The sequence below is a fragment of the Mesorhizobium zhangyense genome (assembly GCF_011045115.1).
Taxonomy (GTDB): Bacteria; Pseudomonadota; Alphaproteobacteria; order Rhizobiales; family Rhizobiaceae; genus Mesorhizobium_M; species Mesorhizobium_M zhangyense.
The window spans coordinates 13,631-30,949 of sequence record NZ_JAAKZG010000012.1 but is presented as its reverse complement, the minus strand read 5'-3'; the positions used below and the strand labels follow the sequence as shown (position 1 = coordinate 30,949).

Genomic DNA, 17,319 nt, shown 5'->3' with positions numbered 1-17,319 from the left:
GACATGACAAAGATGGTTGAACCCACCGCCAGCCTCGATCCGGTAACCTTCGAGGTTCTGAAGAACTCATTCATCACCACCGTCGATCAGATGGCCGAGCAGATGTTGCGCACCTGCTATTCCTTCGTCATCTACAATCGCGACTTTTCAAACGCCCTGCACGATGCCGACGGAAATTCGGTCGCCCAGGGCAATTACGACATCGCGGTCCATGTCGGCACGCTGCACAACACCTGCAAGGACGTGATCCGCGTCTTCGAGGGCGACATGGCGCCCGGCGATGTCTATGCCATCAACGATCCCTATGCTGGGGGCACGCATTTCAGCGATGTTCGTCTCGTCCGGCCGATTTTCGATGAAGACAGACTGATCGGCTTTTCGCAGTCCAACGGTCACTGGTCGGATCTCGGCGGCTCGGTGCCGGGCTCCTTCGACGTCACGGCCCGCGATATGTTCCGCGAGGGCCTTCGGATCACCCCGATACGCCTTTTTCAGCGCGGCCGCTTCTGCTCCGACGTGGCAAACATGATCGCCGCAAATACGCGCGATCCGGCATCGATCATCGGCGACATCCATTCCCAGGCGCAGGCAACGCAGGCGGCCGAACGCGAACTGCTGAGGCTCGTCAAGAAATACGGTCGTGACCAGGTAACGCGTGGCATGGAGGAGGTGCAGGATTACGTTGAACGTGCCGTGCGCAAGCGTCTCGCCGAATTGCCCGACGGCACCTGGGAGACGGTCGACTACATTGACCGGGATCTAGGCGCCGGCGAAGGAATGATCCCGATCCGCATCAAAATGACGATCAAGGGCGACACGATCCACTACGACTTCACCGGAAGCCATTCGACCATTGCCTCGATGTACAATTCCGCGCCGGGCGCGACCTTCTCGGCCGTGGTCGCCGGCATGAAGACCTTCTTCCCCGACCTTCCGCTCAACAGCGGGTTCTATCGCATGATCGAGGTGACCGCGCCGAAGAACAGCGTGGTCAGTGCGGAATGGCCGGTGGCGGTGACCGGCTTCCTGATGCCGTTCGAGAAGATCATGAACGCGATCTTCGAAATGTGGTCCAAGATCATGCCCGAACGCGCCATCGCCTGCGCTTTCAACCTCGAATATCTGCTGGCGGGCGGTCGCGATGCGCGCAAACCCGACAAGCCGATCTTCATGTTCTACGAATGGCTGCCCGGTGGCTGGGGCGGCCGCAACGGCAAGGATGGCGCCGACGTCACCACCGCCTGCTTCGGCACGGGCCTTATGTCGCAGCCGAACGAAGGCAACGAGCGGGTGAACCCGACGCGGACCACCGAGTTCCAGATCAAGCAGGATTCAGCCGGCCCCGGCAAATGGCGAGGCGGCGTCGGCGTGCAGAAGACCTCCGTGCTGCTCGACGCGGAAAACGCCGTCATGTCCTACATCTGCGACCGCGAGCGCGCTGTGGTCTGGGGCGTCGAAGGCGGCCTGCCGTCCATGCCGCACGGCCTGACGCTGAAGCGGGCCGGAGAAGACACGGCGACATGGCTCGGCTCGGTGTTCTCCGACCATGCCGTCTATACTGGCGATGAGTTCGCGCGGCCGACGGCCGGCGGTGGCGGCTTCGGGGATCCGCTTGAGCGCGATCCCGCCAAGGTGAAGGAGGACGTCATCGACGACTACGTTTCCTTGGAACGCGCAAAGACCGACTATGGCGTCGTAATCCGCGAGATCGACCGCGATCTTTGCCAATATGAAATCGACGAGGCGGCGACCGAAGCCTGTCGCGCCGACATTCGGGCCACACGCAAGGATCGGGCACGGATGGATCCGGCAGAAGTCGCGCGCAAATATCAGGCCGGCGAGATCAATACGCTCGATGCGGTTCGGCACTATGCCGTGATCCTCGACTGGGAGACGGGGGAAGTCCTCCCCAAGACCACGGCGCAGTTCCGCGAGAGCTTCGAGAAACGCAGCGTCGCCCACTGGGCCTGACCGCTGGAGAAAGGCGAGCGCCGCAGAAACTTGCAAGCGCTCGCCATCCGTCAGAAATATCTGTTTTTTCGATATAACATTCCAAGAATTACTATTTCACAGGAGCCAAAAGCTGGAGCATCAATGCTGCAGCGCCACAAAAAGATGGCAGTTTCCGAGGGGTAAAGACAAATGGCGCAAAGCGTGGAACGGTCGTTCACCGTGGCCGGCAGTATTGACGAGGCGTTGGCCGCACGCCAGCAAGGCGCAGCGGTGCTTGCCGGCGGCACATGGATGATGCGTGACCCCCTTCGTGGGGTCGATCTTCCCGAGGCGGTCGTCACACTTCACCGAATTCCGGCCTTGTCCGAGGTCGAAGTCGATCCGGATCATACCGTTATCGGCGCTGCGGTTACTCACGCGGTCCTTGGTCGTGCGCTGCGAGGGCTGGCGGGCTTCGAGGCTCTGGTTGGAGCGGCGGTCGGTGCGGCCAATCCCGGCATCCGCAGGGTTGCGACCGTTGGCGGCAACCTCTGCACCCTGGATTTTGCCGCCGCAGACCTTGCCCCTGCCCTTCTTGTCTGCGAAGCGATGGTGGAAATGGAGACTTTCGACGGCCCGAAGCTCATCGGCATTTCGGATTTCCTCAGAGATCGGCCTACTTTGCTGGCCGATGCGATCCTGACGAAGGTCCACCTGCGCCGCGACCTGATCGCGAGCGCACATATCCGCCTGCCGCTTCGCATGGCCGGCGACTATCCCGTAGCGATCGTCTCCATCGCTGTGGACAAAGACAAACGGTTTCGCATCGCGGTTGGCTCGGTGGAGGCGGTAGCGCGGCGCTGGACTGCGCTGGAAAAAGCTTTGGCTGACGAACCGGGTGGTTTCGCGCCCAATCCTGAACGCGCAGCCGAGCTGGCGGCGGAAAACAACGACTTTCATGGCCGCGACGGCACGGAAGCTGACGGCTGGTATCGGCGTCAGGTTCTTCCAGCGCTGGTCAAGCGGGGCGTGGCGGCACTTCTCAAGACGGAGGGCCAGGCATGACGGTGACATTCCGGCTGAATGGCGAAGACTATCGCTTTCGCGACGATCCGATGACCCCGCTTGTCGACATATTGCGGCAGGAACACTTCCTGACTGGCACGAAGGCCGTATGCCGCGAAGGCTTCTGCGGCGCCTGCACGGTCCATGTCGATGGTGAGGCCGTCCCTTCCTGCCTGAAGCCGGTCGGCCTCCTGCACGGATGCGAGGTAACCACCATCGAAGGATTGAGCTCCGGCCAGGAAGCACTCCATCCGCTTCAGGCCGCGTTCGAGGCGGCGGATGCCGTGCAATGCGGCATGTGTTTTCCGGGAATGGTCATGAGCCTGTCAGCCTTCATGCGCGACAATCCGGGCGCGTGCCGTGCTGAAATCAAATCCGCCATGGTCGGCAATATCTGCCGCTGCACCGGTTACGAGCGGATCGTCGACACCGTCGTCGACTGCCTCGACACACATCGGCAAACCACTGAGACGGCAGGGAGCATGAATGTCTGAGCTGTCCGCCACGGTAATGAATCTTCCCCGCCGCGACGCGCAGGACAAGCTGCGCGGGCGGACGAAATACACCATTGACCGGGTTCGCCCCGACATGCTGCATGCCGTGCTTTTGCGCTCGACGGTGCCGGCAGGACGTATCCGGCGGCTCGACGTGTCAGCGGCACACGACTGTCCCGGTGTCCGCGCAGTAGCGACTGGAGCCGACGCCCCCGGGCTCTATGGTATCGGCATTGCCGACCATCCGCTCCTTGCCATCGACACGATCCGCTATCACGGCGAACCCATCGCGGTCGTCGCAGCAGAGACAGAGGCGCAGGCGCGAGCGGCCCTTGCGGCGATCGTGCTGGAGATCGAACCGCTTGCACCGGTCTTCACCATGGCCGAAGCGCTCCAGCCGAGCGCTCGGCTCGTTCACGAGGACTGGCGCAACTATGAGATAATCACCGAAGGCGGCGCGCGCGCCGGCAACATCGCCTGGGAAGCCAAGTCCAGCCGGGGCGACGTCGACGCTGCCTTCGCCCGTCCCGATGTCCGCATCGTCGAGAGCAGCTTCACCGTCGGCCGGCAGAGCCATGTCCCCTTCGAGCCGCGCGTTGCCATCGGCTCCTGGGAAGACGGACGCGCCCACATCCAGACCTCAACGCAAGTGCCCTGGACGGTCCGCAACGTCACCGGAAGGGTGATGCAGCTGCCGCCCGGGCGCGTGCGGGTCACGGTGCCGCCGGTCGGCGGTGGCTTCGGCCTCAAGTTCGATGCCTCCATCGAGCCGATCACCGCACTTCTGGCGCGGATGACGGGGCGCACGGTGATCTTGGAAAACAGCCGGCAGGAAGAGATGGCCACCTGTCTCTGCCGCGAGAATGCGGAAATCCGCATCCGTTCCGCCGTCACGGCAGAGGGAGAGATCGTCGGACGCGAGGCGGTCGTGCTGATGGATTGCGGTGCCTATGGCGGCGAGCAGGTCTTTCTGACCACGATGACCGCACACACGCTGGGCGGCAATTACAGGGTCGGTGCGATGCGCCTCGTCAGCCGTGCGATATACACCAACACCCCGCCCAATGGTGCTTTTCGGGCCTGCAACGGCGTCTACAACACCTTCGCGCTGGAGCGGCATACCGACGAGATCTGCGAGGCGCTCGGCTTCGATACGATCGCATACCGCAAGAAAAACGTCCTGCGGAACGGCGATCTCGGCGCCACCGGCCAGGTCTTCGAGGCCGACGTGCTGGGTCCGATGCTTGACCGCATGGAAACCTTGCGAGCCAACACCGGCACCTCGGAAGCGAAGGCCGACGGTAGGCTCTACGGTACTGCTACGACTGTCGGCACCTGGTTTGTCTTCGTTGGACCATCGGCTGCGACGGTCAACCTGAACGCCGACGGCAGTGCGACATTGGTCACGTCAGGCGTCGAGATCGGCTCGGGCACGATGATGCAGTCCCTGCCACAGATCGTGGCAGGACAGCTTGGGCTAGCGCCCGACCAGGTGATCGTGCGCGAGGCCGATACCGACGCCGCCGGCCTTGACGTCGGCGTTGGCGGTGGCCGCACGACCGTATCCATCGGCGCCGCCAGCGTTGCTGCCTGCACGGAAGTGAAGGAAAAACTGCTGCGTACCGCAGGCGAAATGCTGCAGACCCGGCCGGAAGACCTCCTTCTGCAGGGCGGTCGCGTGGAAATCTCGGGCCGCCCTGGTTCGGGCGCGACAATCCCTGCCGTCGTCGCCCATGCGCAGGCCACCACCGGTCCGATATCCGGCAGCGGAGCGTTCACGGCCAAGAACACTCCGGCAATGTCCGGCTGCGCCATGGGTCATTTCATCGACGCACTCGATATCCCGGTCTTCGTGGTTCACGAGGCGGAGGTGGCGGTCGATCCCGACACCGGCCATGTCGAGGTGCTGGCTTATCGCGTCGTGCAGGATGTCGGTCGCGCGCTCAACCCACGTGCCATCATGGGCCAGATACAGGGCGGCGTCGTGCAAGGGCTGGGCTACGCCTTGCACGAGGAGGTGACGATCACCACCGACGGGCGCATCGCGCAGGACAACTTCGAGACCTATCGCCTGCCGCTGGCTCCGGACGTAATTCCCGTCACGGCCGACCTCTATGAGGGTGCGCCGTCGATGGGGCCGCTCGGCACCAAAGGTGCGGGCGAGGTGCCGATCCTGGCGGTAGGTGCCGCGATCGGTTGCGCGGTGGCACGCGCGATAGGCAAACCGGTGCGACAGTTGCCGCTGACACCGCCGCGCGTGCTTCGCCTGCTCCACGAGCGCGAAACACAACCGGAATTTCCGCACATCGCCCCCGGCTGGGCGGCAAATACCCTGGGCTGAGGGACGCAAACCATGGTCACCCTGAACTGCGACATGGGCGAAAGTTACGGCAACTGGCGCTTCGGCGACGACACCGGCATCATGCCATATATCGACTGCGCCAATATCGCCTGTGGCTTCCACGCCTCCGACCCATGGACGATGCTGAAGACGGTCCGGCTGGCGCTGTCGCATGGCAAGAATGTCGGCGCGCACCCTTCCCTTCCGGATCGCGAGGGGTTTGGCCGGCGCGAAATGAAACTGCAGCCGGAAGAACTGACCGCGGCCTTCCTCTACCAGATTGGCGCTCTGACAGGGATGCTGGTCGCCGAGGGCGGTCAACTCAGCCACGTGAAGCCGCATGGCATCGTCTACGGCATGGCCGCGCGCGACATGGACACCGCCCGTGCCATTGCCGCAGCCGTCAAGCCGTTTGGCGTACCGCTTTTCGGCATGGCGGGAACCTGTCACGAGACGGCGGCCCAGGCACTCGGCGTGGAGTTCATCGGCGAATTCTTCCCCGACCTCACCTATGCGCCGGACGGCAGCTTGATCATTCCCCGCGTCCAGTCGGCCATCGATTTAAAGCTCGCCGAAGACCGCATGTCGCGTGCGCTCACCCGCAACGAACTGGTGACGACGGACAACAAGGTCCGCCCGATATCCTTCGGCACGGCATGCATTCACTCCGATCCGCCCAACGCGCGCGATGTCGCCGCGCTGATGCGGCGGGTCATCGACACGCATTCCTGAGGTTCATCATGCTGCCTGCTGGCGATACCCGGCTTTCCGATAGCGACCTTGGCCACGAAGGCTTCTTGTACGGGATCGAAGCGCATCTCGATCTCAAACCGCTTACCATTTCCCCAAGCCGCTGAGGACTTTCATGGACACGCTTTCCAACTCTCTCGCCACAGCCGACATCGCGACCACGATGCATCCGTACACCAACCTGCGCCAGCATGAGAAAACCGGGCCGTTGGTCATCAGCCGTGGCGAAGGCATTCGCGTCTATGACGAGCGAGGCAAGGAGTATATCGAAGGCCTCGCCGGACTCTGGTCGGTGGCCGTCGGCTTCTCGGAAAAGCGATTGGCCGATGCGGCCTATCAGCAGATGCTCAAGCTGCCCTACTACCACACATTCTCCTCAAAGGCGCATGAGCCCTCCATCCGGCTCGCCGAGAAACTTGTGGAGATAACACCTGAGAACCTGACACGCGTGTTCTTCACGTCATCTGGCTCGGAAGCCAACGACACCATCGTCAAGATGATGTGGTTCATGAACAACGCGCTCGGCCGGCCCAAGAAGAAGAAGTTCCTCGCACGCACCAAGGGCTATCACGGCATCACCGTCGCCTCCGGCAGCCTCACGGGCCTGCCGGTCAACCATCGCGACTTCGACCTGCCGGCGATCCCGGTTCGCCACCTGACCTGCCCGCACTTCTACCGGTTCGGCATGGAAGGCGAGGACGAAACGGCCTTCACCGCGCGCCTGCTCACCGAACTCGAAGCCGTAATCGCAGAGGAAGGCGCCGACACCATTGCCGCCTTCATCGGCGAGCCGGTCATGGCCGCCGGCGGCGTTCTGCCGCCCCCGGCCGGCTACTGGGAAGGTGTCGAGAAAATCTGTCGGGCAAACGACATCGTCCTGATCGCCGATGAGGTGATCTGCGGTTTCGGCCGTCTCGGCACACCCTTCGGCTGCCAGAAATTCGGCTTCACGCCCGATATCATGACCCTATCCAAGCAGATCACGTCCTCCTACATGCCGCTGGCGGCCGTGGTATTTTCGGAAGCGATCTACCAGGCGATCGCCGACAACACGGCGACTATCGGCAATTTCGGCCACGGCTTCACCGCCTCGGGCCACCCGGTGGCAACCGCGGTGGCGCTGGAAAACCTCGCCATCTTCGAGGAACATGATCTGATCGGCAACGCAGCTAGGCTTGAAGCTTCGTTCCAGGCCGGCATCCGCTCCTTTGCCGATCACCCGCTGGTCGGCGAAGCACGCGGCACAGGTCTTATCGGAGCCGTCGAACTGGTGGCCGACAAGGCCACCAAGCGCCCCTTCGCGACGGTCGGGCGTGCCGGTGCTATCGCGTCAGGGATCGGCCACGAGGAAGGCCTCATCTTCCGCGCCATTGGCGATCAGCTGGCCCTTTGCCCGCCACTGATTTCGACGGAAGACGATGTCAGGGAGATCATGGCGCGCATGGGCCGGACACTCGAACGCCTGACCAGTGCCGTGGCGGAGGAGGGACTGGAATGAGCCGCCCGAAAGCTGAATCCGTTACCCATATCGACGACGACCGTTTCCGTGTGACCGAATGGCGCTTTGCCACCGGGGCCGAGACGGGGCGGCACATCCACGGCCATGATTACGTCATCGTGCCACTGACTGACGGCAAGCTCGGCCTTGAGGGTCCTGACGGCGCTCAATCGCAGGCAGCGCTCACCCAGGGGGTTCCCTATTCGCGGCGAACCGGCGTCGCCCATAATGTCGTCAATGCGGGCGACGCGCCCCTCGCCTTCCTGGAGGTCGAGGTGGTGGACAGCGACCTCTCCGCCCGCAGGCTTGCGGTTCTCGACCGTTTCCTGGCGGCATGGAATGCTCGCGATGTGGACGCGCTGATGGACTGCATGGCCGAGGATTGCGCCTTCCACGGTTCTGCCGGTCCCGACGCGGAAGGGCGCAGGCATTTGGGGAGGACCGCCGTGCGCGCTGCCTATGCGGCTTTGATCGATGCCTTTCCGCAAGCGGCATGGACCAGGGGAAGCCACATCGTGACCGGCGACACCGGCCTCTCGTCCTGGCGCTTCGTCGGCACCACAACAGCGGGGCAGCAGGTCGAAGTCGATGGCTGCGATATCTTCGCCTTTTCCGGCGACCTCATCTCGCTGAAGGATTCCTACCGCAAGGCGCGCGGATAGCCGATATCTCAAGTTGCCAAGGCGCGGTCCAAACGGCGGTCCCTCCTGAGTTCGAAATGTCCCTCGCAGAAAAAAGAAAAGGCCCGGCAACGACCGGGCCTTTTGCATGAAGGGCCGGATCTGGTCCGGCCCTTCTTCCGTCCTTTACTTCAGCAGGGCTTCCATCGGGACCGGCTCGGAGATCGTCCAATTACCGACGACGCCAGGCTTGCCGGCCTTGGTTTCCACGATCAGATAGCGCGCCTTGTTCTGGTGATGCAGCTCTGGCGTGAAGGTGCGGGTACCAAACAGCGTCGGCTCGTCCTTCATCTTTTCCAGTTCCGCCACGACCGCATCAGCCTTTGTAGTGCCTGCGCGTTCAACCGCCTTGGCCCAGACGTCAATCATGACGTAACCGGGATAGACGTACTGGCTCGACGGATCGGCACCGGTCTTTTCCTTATAGGTGGCATTGAACTTGTTGACGTCGACGCTCGGATCGTCACCATAGATAGAGCCCTGAACAGGGACGAAGAAGTTCGACAGATCCGGCACCGCCGAAAGCCAATAGCTGCCATCCACGCCCGAGCCGTTGAGGATCATCGAGTTGATACCGGCGGCGCGAAGCTGCTTGATGGCCGAGACGGCGCCCGGCATCATGGTGCATAGCATGATCGCATCCGGCTCCTTCGGCAGGGACTTGATGCGGGTGATCTGGGCTGCGATGGACGCGTCTTCGTTCTTGAAGGTGTCTTCACCGACAAGCTTTGCACCCTGGGCCTCGAGCTTGGGCATCATCCAGTCGAAGCCGTCACAGATACCCTTGTTGTACACCGTCCAGGTGTCGAGCAGACGGTAGAAATCCTTTGCACCCTTCTCCTTGAAGGCCCACTCGGCCATGGTCGCGCCCTGAACCGGTGCCAGTACCGAAGCTGAGAAGCTGTGCGGGCCAACGCCCTGAATACCGGCCTTGATCGATTCCGCGCACAGGAAGAATGAGACCTGGCCTGCATCCTCGGCGGCTAGCGCAGCTGGGGAGCCGAAGTCGTAGTCGCACGAGACGACGACAAGGTCCGCACCCCCGTCGAGCACCGAAAGACCCGCCTTGGCGCCTTCGGCACGGTCGGACTTGGTATCGGCCTTGACCACCTCAATCTGCTTGCCGAGCAGACCGCCCGCCGCGTTGATCTCCTGGATGCGGATCATGGCCGCTTCCTGGGCGGGTTTGTCATAGGCTTCCATGAAGCCCGATTCCGCCGTGGCGAAACCGACAACGATCTTGTCGTCATCGGCCAGTGCGGGGTACGCCACCGACAACACAGCCAAAGCTGTCATCGCAATTCTCATTTTGTACGCCATTGGACATCTCCTTGTTGATCTCCGGTCGGCTTCCTGCCGCCGGTTAGCCACGGTTTCTGCGGGGTAAGGTGACTTCGCGATTGCCCATGAGGCCGGATGGGCGAAGCGCAAGGATCACGATCATGATGATGCCGAGGGCGATTTCCTGAAGCCCCTTCGGCATTGCGAAAGTGGACTCGCCGATCGGCACGCCCGCCTCCAGCCAGCGCAGCGCCTGGATGAGGGCGGACAGAAGCACGACGCCGATCACTCCGCCTGAGAGACTGCCCATGCCACCGACGACCAGCATGGAGAGGGTTGTGAATGTCAGGCTGAGATAGAAGGTGTCGGGTGTGACGACACCGATTGAGTGCGCCATGAGCGCGCCGCCCAAACCCATCACCGCGCCCGAAACCACAAAGGCCACGAGGCGTTCCTTGGGGATGTCAACGCCCGACGCCGAGGCCGCGATGGGTTCGTCCCGTGCCGCACGCAGCGCGAGGCCGGAACGCGAAATGGCATGTGCCCAGGCAATGAAGATGGCGACGACGGCACCGATCAGATATGGCCAGATCGTGCGGATGATGGGAATGCCGACGACCGACGAGGTTCCGCCCGTAACGCTGTCCCAGTTGGAATAGATGGTGTTGATCATCGCCAGCACGGCAAAGGTGGCGATCGACGCGGCGATGCCTGAAAGCCGCATCAACACCCTGCCGAATATCAACGCCGCTACGCCGGCAAAAAGCGCGGCAAGAACCGCTGCCTCCCAATAAGGAAGCCGCGTCTGCAGCAGCCATTCGGGCAGCCCCGGCAAGGCGCTGCTTTTCATGATGGGATTGATGGTGAGCCAGGCGGTGGCATAGGCACCAAGGCAGGCGAAGCCGACATGCCCGAAGCTGAGCACTCCCGAATTGCCGATGAAGATGTAGAGCCCCACGACGAAGATGACGCGGACAAGAACGTCGATCACCGTCTGGTTGAAGGGGCGCGACCCCGTCATCACGGTGATCAGAGTGATGGCGATCAGCAGAAGCGAGAGCAGGATCGGAGTTATGATCGTGCGGCGCGCCAGCGAGAAACGCGCCGGCTTTTTAGCGGCTTTGACAACGCCGGCAAGCGGAGTTTCCGATACCACTGCGGACATGGTTCAGACCCTTTCCTTGGTGCCGCGGGCGGCAATAAGTCCCTGAGGACGGAAGAGAAGCACGAGGATGACGGCGCCATAGACGAAGGCGTCGCGGAAAGGCCGGGCGTCGACGGGCAGCATCACCTGCATCACCACCGAAGCCGCGCCGAGCAGGAAGCCGGCAAGTACCGCTCCTCCAAGGCTGCCCAGGCCACCGATGACGGTGGCGATAAAGGCCATCAACATGATCGAGGCGCCCATCTGGATATCGGCAGTGCCCGTCTGGCTGCCGAAGATCAGGGCTATGGCCCCGGCAAGTGCGCCCGACAACGCGAACGCGCCCATGATCACCCGATTGGCGCGAACGCCGAGCATGCGCGCCATCGAGAAGTTTTCCGCCGCCGCCCGCATTTCCAGACCAAAGCGTGTCTGGCGCAGGAACAGCGTCAGGCCGATCAGTATGGCCATGGTGGCGATGATCGTTATCAGTTGCAGGAGCGGAAGCCGGGCGCCGAAGATTTCGACCGGTTGGGAAAGTGTCGGCAGCAATGAAATGGATTTCGGCCGGCTGCTGTAAAGCATCAGCAGGAAGTAGCGGATGACGAAGCCAAGCGCGAAAGAGGTGATCATCATCGTCGCCGGATTTGCCTTTCGGAACCTGCGAAAGACGACGATTTCGCAAAGCACCGACAGACCCGCCCCGCACAGGAGAACGAAGGGTACCAGCAGGTACCATGGCAATTGACCGGCAAAGACGATGGCCATTGCGTCCGTGGACGGCCACAGCAGGGCGAAGACGCAGAAGGCGATGACGTCGCCATGGGCGAAGTTCACGAGCCGCATGACGCCGAAGATGAGGGCAATGCCGAGTGCGCCGAGCGCATACAGCGAACCGAGCGAGAGCGCGTCGAACAGGATCTGAAGCATCTCAGTGGTCCTCGTAGCCGAAATAGGCAGCCTGTATCGCCTCGCCATTGCCCAGCGTGCGGGCGTCGCCGTCGAGTACGATCTGACCACCCCGCATCAGGATCATCCGCCCGCCCACCATCATCGCGCGAGCCGAACTCTGTTCGACGATGAGGAGCGTGAGCCCGCGTTGGGCGCGCAGCACGATCAGCCGCTCGTAGACCTGGTCGGTGATGTTGGGAGCAAGGCCAAGCGAAGGCTCATCGATGGCGATCAGCTTCGGATTGGTCATCAGCGCGCGTCCGATCACCAGCATCTGCTGCTGGCCGCCCGAAAGCAGTCCCGCCTGTCCATTCCGCCGCTCCTTCAACATCGGGAAGGTTGCGTAGACGGCTTCCAGCTCGCTCGCTGCACGCGTACGCCAGCCGCGATTGTTGGCGTGCATGCCGGTGCCGATCAGAAGATTTTCCTCGATAGTCAGAGAGCCGAAGACCTCGCGTCCCTCCGGCACCATGGAAAAGCCGAGGCGGGCGATGTTCTCCGGCGCCTGGCTGGTGATTTCCTGGCCGGCAAGGTCGATCCGCCCGCCCGCTACCGGCGTGACCCCGGCGATCGCTCGCAGAAGCGACGATTTTCCGGCTCCGTTCGGGCCGGTGATGAACAGGATTTCTCCCTCGGCCATCGAGAAGGAAACATCACGGACTGCTGTGAGTCTGCTGTAGCGAATGGTGATATCGGAAAGGGCAAGAAGGCTCATTCCATCACCTCCAGCACCGGCAGGTCGGCATCCGCGGTCGTGCCCATATAGGCGTGTCGCACCTTCTCGCTGCCGCGAATCGACACTGGGGAGCCTTCCTCGATGATGGCTCCGGAATCGAGCACGACGATATGCTCGCAAAGGCCGAGCACGAGCCCGACATTGTGCTCGATGAGCAGAACGCCGCATCCGAGGTCGGTGGCGATGCGGCGGATGAGTGCGGAAAGCTCCTTCGATTCTGGTCCGCTCATGCCGGCAGCAGGTTCGTCGAGCAGGATGTAGGCGGGGCGGCCCATAAGGGCGCGGCCGATGGCCACCCGTCGCTCGTCCGTATAGGGCAAGGTTCCCGCGATACGCGAGCCCAGCGAGGCGATGCCGATCCAGTCAAGCATCGCTTCCGCCTCTGCAATGGCCGCGCGGCGGCTCATGCCGAGCCCCACGCCCGTCACTTCGAGGTTGTCCACCACCGGCAGGTCGCGGAAAAGCCGGCCGCCCTGGAAGGTTCGCGCAATGCCGCGCCGCCTGACCAAGTGTGGCTTGAGGCCCGTCAGCGCTTCTCCGTCGAGCTTCACGGCGCCTTCCGTTGGTGTCTGGAAGCCCGTCAGCACATTGACGAGTGTGGTTTTGCCCGCGCCGTTCGGACCGATGAGGCCGCTGATGCGGCCCGGCATGATTTGGAGGTCGACAGCCGACAGGGCTTTTAGCCCCGCAAACGCCACCGAGACGTTCTCCGCGCTCAGATGACTCATGTCCCTTTCCTTCTTGTTGCCGACGGAAAGGCGCGCAGCGTCCGGCCTTTTGGCCAGCCAAGTTGCGAATGTCTTCCCCTATCGGTTCCGGCGGTCTCTAACGGATCGCTCGGATGGCCAAATTCATGCCATTTGCTGGCATCGTCTTGTCGTTTCGCGCGCCGGATTTTGTCTTCTGGCACGCCGGGGCCGGTTTTGGCCGACCGATCCCCTCCCTTCCGGCTCCTCCGCCGGCAGTTTCCTGGCCGATATCAACCGGCCAGATACTCTTCAGCGCGAGCCAATGCGGCGTTGCCTTCCACTCGAGCTACCAGCGCCTCCTCCAGCGTCACGGGAACAAACCGGGCCGGCGTGTGCGGCTGGAGCTGGGCTATCAGATCCATGTCGGCCGATATCACCACACCCACCATCATGTAGCCGCCACCGGAAACTGCGTCGCGATGAAGAACGATCGGTTCGGTCCCGCTCGGCACCTGGACCGAACCATAGGGATAGCAGGCGTCGACGATGTTCGACGGATCGGAGCCAGCACCGAAGGGTTGCTCGCGCTCGATGAATTCCAGTGGCGTGCCGCCACGGAAACGATAACCGATGCGGTCAGCCTCCGGCGCAACCTTCCATGTTTCCTCGAAGAACCGCTTGCCGGCGGCCTCGGTGATCCGGTGCCAGTAGATGCCGGGAAGCATCCTCAGTTCCGACGGAGCGCTTTGCGCACGGCGCAGGTTTGCAGGCAGCGAACGACCGGCTCTCCCGGAGCCCTGGCCGATGGGAAGCTCGTCGCCTGCCTTCAGCGTGCGGCCCTCATGGCCGCCAAGCGCGCCCAGAATGTAGGTGGAGCGCGAGCCGAGGGCCAAGGGTACGTCAATGCCGCCGGAAACGGCGATGTAAGCGCGCGCGCCACCCTTCAGGTAGCCAAAGGAAAGCCGGTCGCCCGCCTTCACCGGAAAGCTTTCCCAGGTCGACCGTTCCTCGCCATTGAGCTTGGGCGGCAGCTCACCGCCGGTGACCGCGACAGTTACAGCCTGCGTGAACTCGAGTTCTGGCCCCATGAAGGTGGCTTCAAGCAGGGCCGCACCAGGATCGTTGCCGACAAGCAGGTTGGCGATACGGGTGGCGAAGCGGTCCATGCCGCCGCCTTCGGGGATGCCGACATGGTAGTGGCCCGGGCGGCCAAGGTCCTGCACAGAGGTGGAGAGGCCAGGGGAGATTACCTTAACGGCCATTGATAAGCTCCATAAGCTTTGCGTTGGTGCCGTAGATATCGCGATTGAAGTCGGTGAGGCTGAAGGTGCATTCGCGCACCGTTGGCTGCCATCGGTTCGCTTCGATCTCCTCAAACGTGGCGTCATATTCGTCGCGACTTATGGACTTGAACTTGACGATATCGCCCGGCTTGAACAGGCACATCTCGTCGGAGAGGTAGCGCACCTTCCTGGCCGGATCGTAGATAGGGGCCGGGGTCACTCCGTACATCTGGTAGCCGCCCGCCCCTCGCACCGAATAGATCGCCGCAAAGCACCCGCCATGACCAATGGTGAGCTTCGGTGTGTCGGTGCGCGGGCGCAGATATTTCGGCGCCTGAATCTGCTTTTGGCGCTCGACCATCTGGTACAGGAAAGGCAAGCCGGCGACAAAACCGACCATAGAGACGAACCAGGGCTGGCCGGAATAGGCTGCGATAAACTCCTCCACCGTGGCATAGCCATTGATACGAGCCGAATATTCGAGATCGGTGGACGAGGGATCCTGATGACGCTCGCGGAAGCGCAGGCAGGTTTCATGCGTCCACGGATCCTGGAAATAAACCGGCAGTTCGATGATCCGGGTCTTCAGCACCGGATCTGCCTTGGAAGCTGCCTCTTCCATCGACTGGAGCTCGGCGAGCAGGTCCTGCGGTGCGAGCAGGTCCGGATTGAACCGTATCTGAAAACTGGCATTCGCCGGGCAGATTTCCGTCACACCTTTGATGTTGGCAGCGCGCACCGCGTTGGTCATTGAAAGGCCGGTGAAGAAAGAGGCCAGCGACATCTCCTCGGACACTTCGCCGAAGATGTGTTCGTCACCGCCGAAGTTGAAACGTATCGACATCGGTCTCCTTTCAGTCTGCCAATGCTGCAGCGTTTTCGGTGAGCCAGCCTTCCAGCCAGCGTGTATGCACCTCCCCGGCCTGCACCGACGGGTCGGCGGCAAGCGCGAGAAAGAGCGGCTTGGTTGTCTTGAGGCCACCGATCTTCAGCTCGCGAAGCGCGCGGGCAAGACGGGTGATCGCGGCCTCCCGCGTCTCGGCGTGAACGATCAGCTTGGCGAGCAGCGAGTCGTAGAAGGGCGGCACCTGATAGCCCTGATAGAGCATGGAATCGAAGCGCACGCCGGGACCGCCCGGTATGCGAAGCTCGCCGACCTGGCCGGGGAACGGTGCAAAATCCCTCGCGGGATCCTCGGCATTGAGCCGCACCTCGATCGCATGTCCCCTGACCAAAACATCGCCCTGGCGAAGCCGCAGCTTCTCGCCGCCGGCGATGCGCAGCATCTCGGCAACGAGATCGATGCCAGTGATCGCCTCGGTGACCGGATGCTCCACCTGAATGCGGGTGTTCATCTCGATGAAGTAGAAGCGGTCGGCTTCGTCGTCGTAAAGATATTCCACCGTGCCCGCGCCGGAATAGCCGACGGCCTTTGCCAGCGCGACCGCCGAAGCGCAGAGCTCTTGCCGCACCCGATCAGGCAAAGCGCGTGACGGCGCCTCTTCCCACACCTTCTGCCGCCGCCGCTGCAGCGAGCACTCGCGCTCGTAGCAGTGAATGGCGTCTTTTCCGTCCGCCAGCACCTGAACCTCGATATGGCGGGCCTTGCCGATGACCTTTTCCATATAGAGCCCACCGTCGCCGAAGGCTGCGAGCGCTTCGGCCTCGGCCTGCGGAAAGGCTTGCTCGAATTCGGCCAGCGAGTTGGCGATGCGGATTCCCCGCCCGCCGCCACCTGCGGCAGCCTTGATCATCACCGGAAAGCCAGTGTCAATCAGCACCTCGCGGGCTGCCTCGATGCCCTCTACCCGGCCCGTTGAGCCCGGCACCACCGGAACATGGGCGGCTGCTGCTGCCGAACGCGCGGATACCTTGTCGCCCATCAGGCGGATCGCCTCCCCGGATGGACCGACGAAGACCAGTCCGGCAGCAGTGACTGCATCGGAAAACGCAGCATTTTCAGCGAGGAACCCATAGCCGGGGTGAACGCTGTCACAGCCGGTATCACGGGCCGCCTTCAAAAGCGCGTCGATGTTCAGATAGGACTTCTTCGCCGCCGGCGGGCCAATGTCGACGGCCTCGTCGGCCAGTTGGACATGCAGCGACTCAGTGTCGGCCGCTGAATGCACCGCCACGGTGGCGATACCCAGATCCTGCGCGGCGCGGATGATCCTGACTGCTATCTCGCCCCGGTTGGCAATCAGAAGTTTCTTCAGCATCAATCGACGTCCGCGAGAGGGGCGCCCGCCATAACGGGATCCTCGTTGTCGGCAAGGAAGCGGATGTTGGTGCCGGACGCCTCGGCCGTGACCTCATGGAACGACTTCATCACCTCAATGAGACCGATGACGTCTCCCGCCGCCACCGCATCGCCGTCAACCTTGTAAGGCGGCTTGTCGGGTGAAGGGCTCCGATAGAAGGTACCAGGAAGAGGCGAAAGAATCTGGGCCATAACGAACTCCAAAAATCTGCGGA

The 17,319-nt window shown here is 62.6% G+C and carries 16 protein-coding genes; 7 read left to right on the top strand and 9 right to left on the bottom strand.

The window, feature by feature from the left end; translation table 11 throughout:
- The first annotated feature begins 3 nt into the window (after positions 1 to 3).
- The 7 genes from G6N74_RS22825 to G6N74_RS22795 all read left to right on the top strand — a co-directional run bounded on the left by G6N74_RS22825 (position 4) and on the right by G6N74_RS22795 (position 8,742).
- The gene (locus tag G6N74_RS22825) at positions 4 to 1,971 is read left to right on the top strand and encodes a hydantoinase B/oxoprolinase family protein (protein ID WP_165120314.1); all 1,968 of its coding nucleotides are present in this window, start codon (positions 4 to 6) and stop codon (positions 1,969 to 1,971) included.
- Between the two features lie 171 nt (positions 1,972 to 2,142).
- The gene (locus G6N74_RS22820) at positions 2,143 to 2,997 is read left to right on the top strand and encodes an FAD binding domain-containing protein (RefSeq protein ID WP_165120313.1); all 855 of its coding nucleotides are present in this window, start codon (positions 2,143 to 2,145) and stop codon (positions 2,995 to 2,997) included.
- Entirely contained in the window at positions 2,994 to 3,491 is a 498-nt protein-coding gene (locus tag G6N74_RS22815; RefSeq protein ID WP_165120312.1) for a (2Fe-2S)-binding protein, read from the top strand. Before G6N74_RS22820 ends, G6N74_RS22815 begins: the two co-directional genes overlap by 4 nt.
- Positions 3,484 to 5,832, top strand: coding sequence for a xanthine dehydrogenase family protein molybdopterin-binding subunit (locus G6N74_RS22810; RefSeq protein WP_165120311.1), 2,349 nt, complete (start codon positions 3,484 to 3,486; stop codon positions 5,830 to 5,832). Before G6N74_RS22815 ends, G6N74_RS22810 begins: the two co-directional genes overlap by 8 nt.
- Before the next feature lie 12 nt (positions 5,833 to 5,844).
- The gene (locus G6N74_RS22805; RefSeq protein ID WP_165120310.1) at positions 5,845 to 6,564 is read left to right on the top strand and encodes a LamB/YcsF family protein; all 720 of its coding nucleotides are present in this window, start codon (positions 5,845 to 5,847) and stop codon (positions 6,562 to 6,564) included.
- Between the two features lie 133 nt (positions 6,565 to 6,697).
- Positions 6,698 to 8,080: an aspartate aminotransferase family protein gene (locus G6N74_RS22800; RefSeq protein WP_165120309.1), complete on the top strand. Its 1,383-nt coding sequence runs from the start codon at positions 6,698 to 6,700 to the stop codon at positions 8,078 to 8,080.
- Positions 8,077 to 8,742, top strand: a complete 666-nt coding sequence (locus tag G6N74_RS22795) for a nuclear transport factor 2 family protein (protein ID WP_165120308.1) — start codon at positions 8,077 to 8,079, stop codon at positions 8,740 to 8,742. Before G6N74_RS22800 ends, G6N74_RS22795 begins: the two co-directional genes overlap by 4 nt.
- A 144-nt stretch (positions 8,743 to 8,886) precedes the next feature.
- Here the strand turns inward: G6N74_RS22795 and G6N74_RS22790 are convergent, their stop codons facing one another.
- From G6N74_RS22790 to G6N74_RS22750, 9 genes are all read right to left on the bottom strand, one after another.
- A complete protein-coding gene (locus G6N74_RS22790) occupies positions 8,887 to 10,056 on the bottom strand; it encodes an ABC transporter substrate-binding protein (RefSeq protein WP_246245888.1) in 1,170 nt (389 codons plus the stop codon).
- A 67-nt stretch (positions 10,057 to 10,123) separates the two neighbouring features.
- Positions 10,124 to 11,206, bottom strand: coding sequence for a branched-chain amino acid ABC transporter permease (locus tag G6N74_RS22785; protein ID WP_165120306.1), 1,083 nt, complete (start codon positions 11,204 to 11,206; stop codon positions 10,124 to 10,126).
- Between the two features lie 3 nt (positions 11,207 to 11,209).
- A complete protein-coding gene (locus G6N74_RS22780; RefSeq protein ID WP_165120305.1) occupies positions 11,210 to 12,115 on the bottom strand; it encodes a branched-chain amino acid ABC transporter permease in 906 nt (301 codons plus the stop codon).
- 1 nt (position 12,116) lies between these two features.
- Positions 12,117 to 12,851, bottom strand: coding sequence for an ABC transporter ATP-binding protein (locus G6N74_RS22775; protein ID WP_165120304.1), 735 nt, complete (start codon positions 12,849 to 12,851; stop codon positions 12,117 to 12,119).
- Entirely contained in the window at positions 12,848 to 13,600 is a 753-nt protein-coding gene (locus G6N74_RS22770) for an ABC transporter ATP-binding protein (protein WP_165120303.1), read from the bottom strand. Before G6N74_RS22770 ends, G6N74_RS22775 begins: the two co-directional genes overlap by 4 nt.
- Before the next feature lie 251 nt (positions 13,601 to 13,851).
- Positions 13,852 to 14,823, bottom strand: a complete 972-nt coding sequence (locus tag G6N74_RS22765; RefSeq protein WP_165120302.1) for a 5-oxoprolinase subunit C family protein — start codon at positions 14,821 to 14,823, stop codon at positions 13,852 to 13,854.
- A complete protein-coding gene (locus G6N74_RS22760) occupies positions 14,813 to 15,688 on the bottom strand; it encodes a 5-oxoprolinase subunit B family protein (RefSeq protein WP_165120301.1) in 876 nt (291 codons plus the stop codon). The genes G6N74_RS22765 and G6N74_RS22760 overlap by 11 nt, the downstream gene beginning before the upstream one ends.
- 10 nt (positions 15,689 to 15,698) lie before the next feature.
- A complete protein-coding gene (locus G6N74_RS22755) occupies positions 15,699 to 17,063 on the bottom strand; it encodes an acetyl-CoA carboxylase biotin carboxylase subunit (RefSeq protein ID WP_165120300.1) in 1,365 nt (454 codons plus the stop codon).
- A complete protein-coding gene (locus G6N74_RS22750) occupies positions 17,063 to 17,296 on the bottom strand; it encodes an acetyl-CoA carboxylase (RefSeq protein WP_091917564.1) in 234 nt (77 codons plus the stop codon). Before G6N74_RS22750 ends, G6N74_RS22755 begins: the two co-directional genes overlap by 1 nt.
- Positions 17,297 to 17,319: the final 23 nt, after the last annotated feature.